We start from the raw sequence: 13,332 nt of genomic DNA, 5'->3' as shown, positions 1-13,332 counted from the left end.
ACTAACGCCTGCCCCTCTTGTCAGCCGCGTGCCCCTTGAAGGTGCGCGTTGGCGCGAACTCGCCAAACTTGTGGCCGACCATGTTCTCCGTCACGTAGATCGGGATGAACTTGTTGCCATTGTGGACCATGACGTTGGCCCCAACGAACTCTGGCGAGATGACCGAGCGGCGCGACCAGGTCTTGATCGGCTTGCGCCCGCCCTCTTTCAGAGCTTGCATGATTTTGTTGTAGAGGCTCTGCTCGATGAACGGCCCCTTCTTAATTGAACGCGGCATGACTACTTCTTCCTCCGCGAGACGATGTACACGTCAGTTCGCTTGTTGTGGCGGGTGCGGTAGCCCTTGGTCGGCTTGCCCCACGGGGTGACCGGGTGACGACCACCGGAGGTTCGGCCCTCACCACCACCCATCGGGTGATCGACGGGGTTCATGACCACGCCGCGGTTGTGGGGGCGACGGCCGAGCCAGCGGGTCCGGCCAGCCTTGCCGATGTGCACGTTGCCTTGCTCGCCGTTGCTCAGGGTGCCGATCGTCGCGCGGCACTTGACGTGGACGCGGCGAACCTCGCCGGACGGGAGCCGAATCTGGGTCCAGCTGCCCTCGCGGGCCATGAGCCGGGCGCCGACGCCAGCCGAGCGGACCATCTGCGCCCCGCGGCCGATCTTGACCTCGAGGTTGTGGATGATCGTACCGACCGGGATCGCCGAGAGCGGCATGCTGTTGCCAGGCTGGATGTCAGCCTTGGCCGAGCTCACGACCGTGTCGTTCACCTTCAGCCCCTCGGGGGCGAGGATGTAGCGCTTGTCGCCGTCGGCGAAGTGGATCAGCGCGATGTAGGTCGTACGGTTGGGGTCGTACTCGATCGTGGCGACCCGTCCGGGCACGCCGTAGTTGTCGCGCTTGAAGTCGATCGTCCGATACAGCCGCTTGTGCCCGCCACCGCGAAACCGCGAGGTGATGCGGCCGTAGTTGTTGCGACCGGCCGGGTTGTGCTTGTTCGAGACGAGCTTCTTGAACGGCTTCTTGGCCGTGACCTGGACCTTGTCCACAGTGGTCATCCCACGGCGGCCAGGAGAGGTCGGCTTGTACTTCTTGATGCCCATGGCTCTGCTCCTAGTCCTCGCCGTAGAAGTCGATTTGGTCGCCCGGGTGGAGGCTGACCACGGCCTTTTTCCACTGCCGGGTCTTGCCGTGAAAGCGGCCGACGCGACGCATGTCCCCGCGCACCACCATGGTGCGGACCTTGTCGACCCGCACGCCAAACACGATCTCGACGGCCTTGCGGATCTCGATCTTGTTGGCCTGCTTGTGGACCTCGAAGGTGTACTGGTTGAGGTCCGCCTCGAGCTCGTTGGACTTCTCCGTGAGGATCGGACGCAGGATGATTTGTTGCGGCAACATCAGGCGGCCCCTTCCTGGATCGTGTCTGAAGCACCCGCGGCCAGCAGTCGACGCTCGACCTCGCGCAGGGCGGCCTCCGAGATCAGCAGCTTGGGAAAGCGCAGGATGTCGTAGACGTTGAGCCCCTCGGGCACGAGGTGCTGCGCCGTCGGCAGGTTGCAGGAGCTGCGACCCAGCGAGACGTTGCCCGCGGCGTCGACCAGCAGCGCCTTGCGGGCGTCGAGCTTGGTCAGCGCGGTCACGAGGTTGCGGGTCTTGCCGCCCGCGACCTGGAAGTCACGGATGACGGTGAGGTTGCCCTCGGACGCGCGCAGGCTCAGCGCCGAGCGCAGCGCCCCCGCGCGGGCCTTCTTGTTCATGCTGAACTCGTAGCTGCGCGGGCGCGGTCCGTGGACGACGCCGCCGCCACGGAACACGTTGACGCGGGCCGAGCCGTGACGGGCCCGACCGGTGCCCTTTTGCTTGAACATCTTGGCGTGCGTCCCGTGGACGTCACTGCGCTCTTTGGTGGCTGCCGTTCCGGCGCGGGCTTTGGCCCGCTGCCAGCGAACGACTTCCCAAAGAAGGTGCTCTTTGACCTCGGTCGCGAACACCTCGTCGGCGACGTCGATGCTATCGACGTCGTTGCCCTCTAGGTCTTTGACGTTGAGCTTGGCCATGGCTGTTGCCTCAGGTCTTAATCTCGACGTCGACGCCGGCGGAGAGGTCGAGCTTCATGAGCGCATCCAGGGTCTGCTGGTTGGGCTCGATGATGTCGAGGAGACGCTTGTGGGTGCGAATCTCGAACTGCTCGCGCGACTTCTTGTCGATGAAAGGTCCACGCAGGACCGTGTACTTGTTGATCTTGGTCGGCAGTGGGATCGGTCCCACCACCTGGGCCCCAGCCCGCCGCGCGGTCTCGGAGATCTCGGTCGCCGACTGCTCGAGGAGCTTATGGTCGTACGCCTTTAGTGTGATGCGAAGCTTGTTGGCCACGATGAAATCCTTGAGTGAGGTCTCGAATGTCCAGCGGGGCTATTCGATGATCTTGGTGACGACGCCGGCACCCACGGTGCGGCCGCCTTCGCGGATGGCGAACTTCGAGCCCAGCTCGCACGCGATCGTCTTGCCCAGCTGCACCGTGAACGTCACGTTGTCGCCTGGCATCACCATCTCCGTGCCTTCCGGCAACGTCACCGCTCCCGTCACGTCCGTCGTGCGGAAGTAGAACTGCGGCCGGTAGCCCTTGAAGAACGGCGTGTGGCGACCGCCCTCGTCCTTCTTCAAGATGTACACCGACGCCTCGAAGGTCGTGTGCGGCGTGATCGAACCCGGCTTCGCAAGCACCTGCCCGCGCTCCACGTCCTCACGCTTCACGCCACGCAGCAGGCACCCGATGTTGTCCCCTGCCTGACCTTGGTCGAGCAGCTTGCGGAACATCTCGACGCCCGTGCACACGCTCTTTTGCGTCTCTTTGAGCCCGATGATCGAGATCTCTTCGCCGACCTTGACGACGCCGCGCTCGATCCGACCGGTCACGACCGTGCCACGACCCGAGATCGTGAACACGTCCTCGACCGGCATCAGGAACGGCTTGTCGAGCTCGCGCGCGGGCTCCGGAATCCAAGCGTCGCAGGCTTCCATCAGGTCGAAGATGCACTTCGCCTCCGGCGCCTCCCACGAGTCCGCGTTCAACGCCTTCAGCGCCGAGCCACGGATGATCGGGGTGTTGTCACCGTCGTAGTCGTACTTCGACAGCAGCTCCTGGACCTCGACCTCGACGAGCTCGAGCATCTCCTCGTCCTCGTCCTCGAGCTGGTCGACCTTGTTCAAGAACACCACGATCTGCGGGATGCCGACCTGACGACCGAGCAGGATGTGCTCGCGCGTCTGGGGCATCGGGCCATCCGGCGCCGACACGACCAGGATCGCGCCGTCCATCTGCGCCGCGCCCGTGATCATGTTCTTGATGTAGTCGGCGTGCCCGGGGCAGTCGACGTGCGCGTAGTGGCGCTTGTCCGAGTTGTACTCCACGTGCGCCGTCGAGATCGTGATCCCGCGCTCGCGCTCCTCGGGAGCCTTGTCGATGTTGTCGAAGTCGACCTTCTCGGCCCAGCCGCGCGACGCCAGCACCTTCGTGATGGCCGCGGTCAGAGTGGTCTTTCCGTGATCCACGTGACCGATAGTCCCGATGTTCACGTGGGGTTTATCCCGGACGAACTTTTCCTTCGACATGACTGGACCTTTTGTCTTCCTGAGTGGGGACTTGGGATCCGCGCTAGTAGCCGCGGACCTTCGTGATGATTTGTTGTTGGAGGTCCGTTGGGACTTCCGAGTAGGCGGCGAACTGCATCGAGTGGCTCGCCCGGCCCTGGGTCACAGAGCGAAGCGAGGTAGCATAGCCGACCATCTCTGCCAAGGGCACATGGGCCTGGACGACCTGAGCATTTCCTCGCGGGCCGAGACCCAACACACGACCGCGCCGGGTGTTCAGGTCCGTGTGCACGTTGCCAATGAACTCTTCGGGGCCCACGACCTCGACTGACATCATGGGCTCGAGCAGGCGCGCGCCGGCTTGCTCGATCGCCTTGTTGGTGCCCATGGTGGCCGCTGCACGGAAGCTAGCCACGCTGGAGTCACCTTCGATGAAGGTCACCGCCAGCAGCCGCGCGCGGACGTCGACGACTGGGTAGCCGAGCAGCGGGCCGCGCGACAGCGAGTCGCCGATGCCCTCGAGTGCCGCGGCGAGGAGATCCTTCGGGAACTTGAGGATCTCCTCCGTCGCCGGCAGCGCGTTCTCTACGCTGTTGCCCGATCCGCGCTCGCGGGCCTCGAGCTCGAGGGTCAGCTTGGCGTAGGCGCGCTTGTTGCCAACTTCGCGGTCGTACTCGAACTCGACCTGGGCCGGACCCGCGATCGACTCGCGGTAGGCGACCTGCGGCCTGCCGACCCGGGCCTTGACCCGGTAGTCGCGCTCGAGCTTGTTGACGATGACCTCGAGGTGCAGCTCACCTTGACCGGCCATGAGCATCTGACCGGAGTCGGGATCTTCGTAGACGGTGAACGAGGGATCTTCGAGCTGGATGCGCGCGAGCGCCTGGTCGAGATCCTTTTGGTCGCCGGCGCTCTTGGCCTCTACGGAGCGGAAGATCACCGGGTCGGGGATCTGCATGCCCGGGAGCACGACCAGCTGCTTGTCCTTGCTGAGGATCAGCGTGTCACCGGTGACCGTGAACCGCAGACCGACGGCGGCGGCGATGTTGCCGGGGCCGATCTCCTCGATCTCTTCGGTCTTGTTGGCGCGGACCAACAATAATTTGTTGATGCGCTCTTTTTTGTCGCGGGCGACGTTGAGGATCTGATCTTTGACCCGGAGCACGCCGGAGTAGACCCGGAACATCACGACTGGGCCGCGGTGCGAGTCCTGGACAACCTTGAAGGCCAGCGCCAGCAGCGGCTCGGTGGGCTCGGGCTTGCGGGTGACGAGCTCGCCGGACTTGCTGCCGGTTGTGAGCACGGCCTCGACCGGGGGCATGTCCAGGGGCGAAGGCAGGTAGTGGACCACCGCGTCCAACAGCGGCTGGATCCCGCGGTTCTTGAGGGCCGAGCCGCACAAGACCGGGAACCCGCGCAGGCTCAAGGTCGCGCGGCGCAGGCCGGCGCGGATGTTGGCGATGCTCTGGGGGCTGAGCTCGCGCAGCTCGTCGACGGCGTCACTGAGGAACACCTCCATCAGCTCGTCGTCGACCTCGGCGAGGGACTCGAGCATGGACTCGCGCGCGGCCGCGGCCTCGGCGAAGATCGGATGATCGGCGCTGAGGAGCGTGCGCTCGAAGCTGCGGCCCTTGTCCTGCTCGTCGTCGGCCAGCGGCCAGGTCACGAGCTCCATCGTGACGAGATCCACGACCGCCTCGAACTCGCTCTCGGCCCCGACGGGGAGCATGACGACGATCGGGTGGGCCCCGAGCCGCTCGCCCATCATCTCGACCGTGCGGGTGAGGGTTGCGCCGACGCGATCGAGCTTGTTGACGAAGCAGATCCGCGGCACCGCGTAGCGCTCGGCTTGGCGCCACACCGTCTCGGACTGGGCCTCGACGCCGGCGACCGCGTCGAACACCGCGATCGCGCCGTCGAGCACCCGCAGGGATCGCTCGACCTCGATCGTGAAGTCCACGTGGCCGGGGGTGTCGATCAGGTTGATGCGGTGCGCGCCGGACTCTGGGGTGTGGGCCTCGGGCTCGCCGGGCTTCCAAAAGCAGGTGGTGGCGACCGAGTAGATCGTGATGCCGCGGCGCTGCTCTTCGGCGTCGAAGTCCGTGTGCGCCGCCCCGTCGTGGACCTCGCCGATGTAGTGCGAGCTGCCCGTGTAGAACAGCACCCGCTCGGTCGTTGTCGTCTTGCCGGCGTCAATGTGCGCCATGATCCCGATGTTGCGGGTCATGCCAATGCCGGCCGCCGTGAGGGCAGCTGAGTCGGCGGTGGCTGGGGTCGAGGCGGCCATGGCGAAGGACGGGTTCAGGGGTATCGAAAAATTGCGGGACGCACATCAGGGCCGCGAGAGCTGCCACCCGGCTCCAAATGGGGAGGGGGTATGACAGGCGCCGGGCCCGGTGAGGCTGAGCCCTGGCACCTGCGGAGCGCGGTGCGAGGGCGACATCGCCATCGAAGAATGTGCGGTCGGTGGGGTCAGCTTGGCGAGATCACCACCGGTAGTGGGCGAATGCCTTGTTGGCGTCCGCCATCTTGTGCACGTCCTCGCGTCGCTTGACGGCGAGGCCGCGGTTCTGGGCGGCGTCGAGCATCTCGTTGGCGAGGCGCTCGCGCATGGTCTTTTCCGGGCGGTTGCGGGCGAAGTTCACCAGCCAGCGGAACGCGAGCGCTTGGCTCCGCTCGTTCCGAACCTCCATGGGGACCTGGTAGTTCGAGCCACCCACGCGGCGAGCGCGAACCTCGAGCCGGGGGCGAACGTTGGCGACGGCCTTCTCGAACACCTTGACCGGGTCGTCTTTGGTCCGGGCCGAGATGATCTCGAACGCCGAGAACACGATCTTTTCGGCGATGGACTTCTTGCCATCGTGCATCACCACGTTCACGAACTTGGCGATGTTGCGGTTCACATCCGCGGGGTTGTCAGTGTAGCGGACATCGTAAGTGATCCGCTTCCGCTGCTTGGCCTTGATTCCCTTGCGCGACATATCAGTTCTCGAGTTGGTAGCCGATCACTTCGGACGCTTGGTGCCGTACTTGGACCGGCGCTGACGCCGACCGTCGACCCCAATGGTGTCCAGGGTGCCGCGCACGATGTGGTAACGAACGCCCGGAAGGTCCTTCACGCGACCGCCCCGGACCAGCACGATGCTGTGATCTTGGAGGTTGTGCCCCTCGCCGGGGATATAGCTGGTGACCTCGATACCGTTGGTAAGCCGCACGCGGGCGACCTTGCGCAGGGCCGAGTTCGGCTTCTTGGGGGTCGAGGTGTAGACGCGCACGCACACGCCTCGCTTTTGCGGGCAGCCCTTGAGGGCCGGGGCCGTCTCTTTCTTGGGCTGAGCCGTGCGTCCCTTGCGGACGAGCTGCTGGATCGTGGGCATGTGTGTCTCTTGCTTGCTTCCGGCGAACTTGGCGCGATTGTCTCTGAAGACCAACCGTGCGCTGTAACGAAGTGCCGCCGCGGCGGGGCCACGGCGGTTGGGAGGCGGAGTATATAGAAGGGCGGATGTTGATCAAGGGGATCAAGGCCGCTCAACCGGGGGTTTCACACGCTTTTCCATTCGGCTCGCGGATCTCGAAAGCTGCGCTAGATCCGCTGTGTGCTACGTTGCGCTGCGTGGCGCGACTGGTCGAACTTCGGGTTCGCGGGCTCCGAACGCTGGCAGACGTGACGCTGTCGCTCTCGGGGCTCACCGTGTTGATCGGTGACAACGGCAGCGGCAAGTCTTCCTTGCTCGAAGCGCTTCGTATCGCGCAGTTGGTGGCAGGGGGCAAGTTCATGGAGAGCCTGAGCCGCGAGCACATGCTCGGCTCGGCGGTCCGGGCGGACGTTGGCGAGCTGAAGCTCGACCTTCGCGTCGAAGCGGGCGGACACAACCTCGTCTATTCCATGTCGGTCAACCCGGCGGGACAGTCCATCACGCATGAGGCCATTCACGAGCTTCCGATTGGGCTGGATTTGGCTCGCGGGGCAGCTTCATCGTCCGTCGCTCGGCCATTGGTTGTTCGCAGTCCCGAAAAGTTTTCGGTTACCGACGTCGGTCGTGAGCAATCCGTTAGCCCGCTCAACACGATCTTCGAGTATTTCGGCCGCGCACCCGACATCGAGAGCGTCGCTATCATTCGCGAGGCCCTCGAGGGCATCGATGTCCACCTTCCCTTCGAGGTCTCCGCGACCTGGGCAGCTCGGGCTTTCGGCCGAGGGGCGGGAGCTCGCGAACCGCAGGTGATCCAGCCCAGCGACCGGCTCGAGCTGTTCGGAGCCAACCTCGCCAACGTCTATCAGACGCTCAAGAACTCTGGCTCTGATCGTTGGCGCGAGACGATGGAATTGCTGGGACTCGGGCTCGGGCCAGAGCTGAAGGATGTCCTGCTTACCGCCGTCGCCGGCGGTGGGCATCTAAGCCTCGGCCTCGAGCTTCGTGGCCGCGGCCGTGTCCCGGCCTTCCACCTCGCCGATGGTCAGCTCACCTATCTGGCTTTCGTTGCGCTGGTTCAGCTCGAACGCGGCCGCACGCTGCTGACATTCGACGAGCCCGAGCAACACCTTCACCCAGCCCTGCTCAACCGCGTCATGCAGCTGTTCGAGGATGCGAGCACGCGCTACCCGGTCATCCTCGCCACGCACTCCGATCGACTGCTCGACTTTCTCCCCGATCCCGCCACCACCGTCCGAGTTTGTGAGCTCGACGCCCAGTACCGTACCCACTTGCGTAAGCTCGACGCCACCCAACTCGACACGTGGATGCGACGGTACAGCGGTCTCGGTGAGATTCGAGCAGCGGGTCAGCTTCGCTCGATCATCTTGGCCGACGAGGACGCTGCATGAGCAACCGGTCGGTACCGATCCTCTACGAAGACGATCGCGGCCCGGTGAAGGAGTTCGGCCTGCACGAGCTGATCGTCGCCTGCGTCGCAGATGAGTGGGGACAAGATTGGTGGGCGGTCAAAGGCCAATTTGACGCGATCCCGTTGAAGGGCGCTGCCAAGCTGCTCGCGGCCTGTGAGCGCGATGTCCCCGACATGCCCGATGCACTGATCTTCGCGGTCTTCGACGCCGATAAACTCCATCGTCTTCTGTTCACCTCTGGCCGCCCCAGCTCCGATGAGCTCCTCGCGGAGCTCCGTCGTCGCTGCTCAGACCCACGGCTCAGCATGTTCTTGCTCGACCAGAACACCGAGACTGTCGTCGATGCAGTCGCAGATTGCCTCGGCGAGCCTCGCCCTGAGAAGCGCAAGCTCCTCCGCGACCGATTTTTGAACCGCACTGCCAAGGGTCTCCGTCAGCATCGTGACTGTGTGCGTGCGGCCGTTCCCACGCTTGACGCGTGCGTCCGCGAGATCGCGGCGCTCACTCGTCAGTGATACGTCCGGGTGCTCGTGATCTGTCCACGAACATGATCACGAAAAAGGGCCACCCGCCGAAGCGGATGACCCTCTCGAACGAAGCAAGCAGCGCCCTACTCGAGCCCAGCGAGCTCGCGGTCGGTCGCGCGGCGAACAACCGGCTCCCCAGACTCGCCAGTGCGATCGTCGGTCTCCATGTGCAGGCGCTCGTAGACCGACAACCCAGTACCAGCTGGGATCAGCCGGCCCATGATGACGTTCTCCTTGAGCCCGCGCAGGTGATCGACCTTGCCCTGCAGCGCAGCCTCGGTGAGCACCTTCGTGGTCTCCTGGAACGACGACGCCGAGATGAACGACTCCGTGCTCAGCGAGGCCTTGGTGATCCCGAGCAGCAGCGGCTGCGCGGTTGCCTGGGTCCCGCCAAGCGCCGAGACGCGCTGGTTCTCTTGCCGGAACAGCTTGCGCTCGACGTGATCCTCCGCGAGGAAGTTGGTGTCGCCCGGATCGATGATCTTCACGCGCCGCATCATCTGGCGGACGATCGTCTCGATGTGCTTGTCGTTGATACCGACGCCCTGCAGCCGGTAGACCTCTTGGATCTGGTCGAGCAGGTAGGTCGCCAGCGCCTTCTCGCCGAGCACCGCCAGGATGTCGTGCGGGTTGGCCGGGCCGTCCATCAGGTGCTCGCCCGCGCGGACGCGGTCGCCCTCGCGGACCTGCAAGTGACGCAGCTTGGGCACGAGGAACTCGTGGATCTCGCTGCCGTCGTCGGGCGTGATCAACACGCGCCGCTTGCCGCCCTTGTCCTTGCCGAACGACACGATCCCGTCGGTCGTCGCGATGATCGCGTGCTCCTTGGGCGTGCGGGCCTCGAACAGCTCGACCACGCGCGGGAGACCGCCGGTGATGTCCTTGGTCTTCTGCGCCTCGCGCTGGATCAGCGCGAGCACGTCGCCGGCCTGGACCTTGGTGCCCTCTTGGATCGTGAACTCGGCCCCGACCGGCAAGAAGTAGCGAGCCTCGTGGCGGCCGATCATGATGGTCTCGCCGTCGTCGCCCTTGATGACCAGGCGCGGACGCGCGTCCTTGTCGCGCGACTCGACGATCATGTTGTGGCTGTGGCCGGTCTGATCGTCGGTCGCAACCCGCATGGTCACGTTCTCGATGATGTCGCCGTACTCGATCGAGCCGCTGGCCTCGGTGAGGATCGGGATGACGTGGGCGTCCCAGCGCGCGAGCGTGGTCTTCTCTTCGACCTTGCTGCCCTCGGCGACCAGCAGCTGGGCGCCGTAGAACAGATCGTAGCGCTCGCGCACGCGGCCGCGCTCGTCGAGCAGCTGGATCTGCGAGTGGCGGTTCATGACCACCCAGTAGTCCATCTGCTTGCCGGTCTTGGGATCGACGCGGGTCCGGTGGACGAGCTCGGCGTCGACCATCTTGACCTCACCACCGAAGCGGGCCTCGAGCTCGGTCTTGGCCGCTTGGGTGATCGACGCGCCACCAAGGTGGAAGGTACGCATCGTCAGCTGGGTGCCGGGCTCACCGATCGACTGCGCGGCGATGATGCCGACAGCCTCGCCGATGTCGACGAGCTGCCCGCGCGCGAGGTCACGGCCATAGCACTTGGCGCAGATGCCCCGCATCGCGTCACAGGTCAGCACCGAGCGCAGCGCGACGGTCTGGATCCCGGCCTCGTCGATGTCGATCGCGGCCTTCTCGTCGATCAGGTCGCCCTCGTCGACGATCACCTCGTCGGTGCCGGGCTTGTAGATTGGCTCGAGCGCGACGCGACCCAGGATGCGATCGCCGAGCGCCTCGATGACCTCGGTGTCCTCCATCAGCGCCGTGCACTCGACGCCCTGGATCGTGCCGCAGTCGAACTCGGTGATCACGGCCTCTTGGGCGACGTCGACCAAGCGGCGGGTGAGGTACCCGGAGTTGGCGGTCTTGAGCGCGGTGTCGGCCAGACCCTTGCGCGCGCCGTGAGTGGAGATGAAGTACTCCTGGACCGTCAGGCCCTCACGGAAGTTGGTCGTGATCGGCTGCTCGATGATCTCGCCCGAGGGCTTGGCCATCAAGCCACGCATGCCGGCCAGCTGCCGCATCTGCTGCTTCGAGCCACGCGCGCCAGAGTCGGCCATGATGTAGACCGAGTTGAACGACTTTTGCGTGACCTTCTCGCCGCTGCGCGAGTCGACCATCTCTTCGTTGGAGATGCCGTCCATCATGGCCTTGGTGATCTCTTCCGAGACCTTGGCCCAGATGTCGACGACCTTGTTGTAGCGCTCACCAGAGGTGATCAGACCCTCGGCGTACTGCTCGGAGATCTGCCGGACCTCGGTGTTGGCCTCGTCGAGCAGCTTGGCCTTGGCGTCCGGGATCGCCATGTCGTCCATGCAGATCGAGATGCCGGCCTTGGTCGCCTCGGTGTAGCCGGTGCTGCGCAGGTAGTCGGCCATCAGCACGGTGGCCTTCTGGCCGCACACGCGATAGCAGTGGTCGATCAGCGCGCCGAGCTGCTTCTTGCCGAGCGGCAGGTTGACCATCTCGAACGGGATCTGCTTGTTGATGCCGCCCTCGTAGAGCAGCACGCGACCGCAGGTCGTGTCGATCATGTCGCCGCCGGGGACCAAGCGGACCTTGATGCGGGCCTGCAGGTGCAGCGACTGGTGGTCGTAGGCCATGCGGACCTCGGCGGGTGAGCCGAAGTATCCGACGTAGTAGCCATCCGACTTGGGATCGGGGTTGCGCTCGCCCGGCGCGAAGTAGCGCTCGCGGGTCATGTAGTAGAGCCCAAGCACGATGTCCTGCGAGGGCACGATGATCGGCCGACCGCTGGCGGGGCTGAGGATGTTGTTGGTCGACATCATCAGCACCCGGGCCTCCATCTGGGCCTCGATGCACAGCGGCACGTGAACGGCCATCTGGTCGCCGTCGAAGTCGGCGTTGAAGGCCGTGCACACCAGCGGGTGGAGCTGGATCGCCTTGCCCTCGATCAGCACCGGCTCGAACGCCTGGATGCCCAAGCGGTGGAGCGTGGGCGCGCGGTTGAGGAACACCGGGTGCTCCTTGATGACCTCTTCGAGGATGTCCCAGACCTCTTCGGCCTCGCGCTCGACCATGCGCTTGGCGCTCTTGATCGTCGTGACCAGGCCGCGCTGCTCGAGCTTGTTGTAGATGAACGGCTTGAACAGCTCGAGCGCCATCTTCTTGGGCAGCCCGACCTCGTGGAGCTTGAGCTCGGGGCCAACGACGATGACCGAGCGGCCCGAGTAGTCGACGCGCTTGCCGAGCAGGTTCTGGCGGAACCGGCCCGACTTGCCGCGCAGCATGTCCGAGAGCGACTTGAGCGGTCGCTTGTTGGGCCCGGTGATGGTCTTGCCGCGGCGGCCGTTGTCGAACAGCGCGTCGACGGCCTCCTGCAGCATCCGCTTCTCGTTGCGGATGATGATCTCTGGCGCGGCCAGCTCTTGCAGGCGCTTGAGCCGGTTGTTGCGGTTGATGACCCGGCGGTACAGATCGTTGAGATCCGACGACGCGAACCGGCCACCGTCGAGCGGCACCAGCGGGCGCAGATCCGGCGGCAGCACCGGGATCACGTCGAGCATCATGTGCTCGGGCTTGTTGCCGCTGTTGCGGAACGCCTCGAGCACGCGCAGGCGCTTGGCCAGCTTCTTGCGCTTGGCCTCCGAGGTCGCCGCGGCCAGCTCGGCGCGGGTCGTGCGGGCCTCGACCACCGGGTCGATCCGCGCGAGCAGCTCCTTGATCGACTCGGCGCCCATGCCAGCGTCGAACGCGTCGGGGCCGATCTCGTCATAGAGCTGATCGAAGCGCTCTTCTGACAGGATCTCGCGCTCCTCGAGGCCCGAGTCCTTCGGGTCGATCACGATGTAGGCCTCGCAGTAGAGCACCTTCTCGAGCTTGGTCAGCGGGATGTCGAGGATCGTGCCGATCCGCGAGGGCAGGCTCTTGAGGAACCAGATGTGCGCGACCGGGGTTGCGAGGTCGATGTGGCCGGCGCGCTCACGCCGAACCTTGGAGTGGATGACCTCGACGCCGCACTTCTCGCACACGACCCCGCGGTGCTTCATGCGCTTGTACTTGCCGCACAGGCACTCGTAGTCCTTGATCGGTCCGAAGATCTTGGCGCAGAAGAGCCCATCTTTTTCCGGCTTGAAGGTCCGGTAGTTGATGGTCTCGGGGTTCTTCACCTCGCCGTGAGAGCGCTCGCGGATTGATTTGGGTGACGCGATTCCAATGCGCAAGGCGTTGAAGACCGCGGCCTCCTTGGGCTTTTCGAAGAAGCTGAAGATATCCCGCATCTGAGGTTCCCTTCCGGTAGTTGCTGACCCTGGTCGCCTGAACTGAAAAAATTGAAGTCACGGGCGAGCGGC

General features: G+C 64.9%; 12 protein-coding genes. 2 read left to right on the top strand and 10 right to left on the bottom strand.

Annotation, left to right across the window (positions count from 1 at the left end):
* Position 1: 1 nt before the first annotated feature.
* The 9 genes from rpsS to rpsL all read right to left on the bottom strand — a co-directional run bounded on the left by rpsS (position 2) and on the right by rpsL (position 6,972).
* Positions 2–277: a 30S ribosomal protein S19 gene (rpsS, locus tag DB30_RS19335; RefSeq protein ID WP_052551078.1), complete on the bottom strand. Its 276-nt coding sequence runs from the start codon at positions 275–277 to the stop codon at positions 2–4.
* 2 nt (positions 278–279) lie between these two features.
* Positions 280–1,104 carry a 50S ribosomal protein L2 gene (gene rplB, locus DB30_RS19330; protein WP_052551076.1) on the bottom strand — a complete coding sequence of 275 codons (825 nt, stop codon included), beginning with the start codon at positions 1,102–1,104 and terminating at the stop codon, positions 280–282.
* Positions 1,105–1,114: 10 nt separating this feature from the next.
* The gene (rplW, locus tag DB30_RS19325) at positions 1,115–1,402 is read right to left on the bottom strand and encodes a 50S ribosomal protein L23 (protein ID WP_052551074.1); all 288 of its coding nucleotides are present in this window, start codon (positions 1,400–1,402) and stop codon (positions 1,115–1,117) included.
* A complete protein-coding gene (gene rplD, locus DB30_RS19320) occupies positions 1,402–2,061 on the bottom strand; it encodes a 50S ribosomal protein L4 (RefSeq protein ID WP_052551072.1) in 660 nt (219 codons plus the stop codon). The genes rplW and rplD overlap by 1 nt, the downstream gene beginning before the upstream one ends.
* A 10-nt stretch (positions 2,062–2,071) precedes the next feature.
* Positions 2,072–2,380, bottom strand: a complete 309-nt coding sequence (rpsJ, locus tag DB30_RS19315; protein WP_052551071.1) for a 30S ribosomal protein S10 — start codon at positions 2,378–2,380, stop codon at positions 2,072–2,074.
* A 36-nt stretch (positions 2,381–2,416) separates the two neighbouring features.
* A complete protein-coding gene (gene tuf, locus DB30_RS19310) occupies positions 2,417–3,616 on the bottom strand; it encodes an elongation factor Tu (protein ID WP_052551050.1) in 1,200 nt (399 codons plus the stop codon).
* Between the two features lie 43 nt (positions 3,617–3,659).
* Positions 3,660–5,882, bottom strand: coding sequence for an elongation factor G (gene fusA / locus DB30_RS19305; RefSeq protein ID WP_146659643.1), 2,223 nt, complete (start codon positions 5,880–5,882; stop codon positions 3,660–3,662).
* Between the two features lie 199 nt (positions 5,883–6,081).
* Positions 6,082–6,576, bottom strand: coding sequence for a 30S ribosomal protein S7 (gene rpsG, locus DB30_RS19300; protein ID WP_146659641.1), 495 nt, complete (start codon positions 6,574–6,576; stop codon positions 6,082–6,084).
* 24 nt (positions 6,577–6,600) lie between these two features.
* On the bottom strand, positions 6,601–6,972 hold the full coding sequence (gene rpsL / locus DB30_RS19295) for a 30S ribosomal protein S12 (RefSeq protein WP_052551158.1): 372 nt from the start codon (positions 6,970–6,972) through the stop codon (positions 6,601–6,603).
* Positions 6,973–7,097: 125 nt separating this feature from the next.
* On the opposite strand from rpsL, the gene DB30_RS19290 reads away from it, so the two are divergent.
* Together DB30_RS19290 and DB30_RS19285 are read left to right on the top strand one after the other, a co-directional pair.
* A complete protein-coding gene (locus DB30_RS19290; protein ID WP_146659639.1) occupies positions 7,098–8,420 on the top strand; it encodes an AAA family ATPase in 1,323 nt (440 codons plus the stop codon).
* Entirely contained in the window at positions 8,417–8,956 is a 540-nt protein-coding gene (locus DB30_RS19285; protein ID WP_052551068.1) for a hypothetical protein, read from the top strand. The genes DB30_RS19290 and DB30_RS19285 overlap by 4 nt, the downstream gene beginning before the upstream one ends.
* Positions 8,957–9,051: 95 nt before the next feature.
* On the opposite strand, the gene rpoC is transcribed toward DB30_RS19285, so the two are convergent.
* The gene (rpoC, locus tag DB30_RS19280) at positions 9,052–13,260 is read right to left on the bottom strand and encodes a DNA-directed RNA polymerase subunit beta' (protein ID WP_052551066.1); all 4,209 of its coding nucleotides are present in this window, start codon (positions 13,258–13,260) and stop codon (positions 9,052–9,054) included.
* Positions 13,261–13,332 lie beyond the last annotated feature (72 nt).

Source organism: Enhygromyxa salina, assembly GCF_000737335.2.
Taxonomy (GTDB): Bacteria; Myxococcota_A; Polyangia; order Nannocystales; family Nannocystaceae; genus Plesiocystis; species Plesiocystis salina_C.
This window is presented reverse-complemented; position numbering and strand designations above follow the sequence as displayed.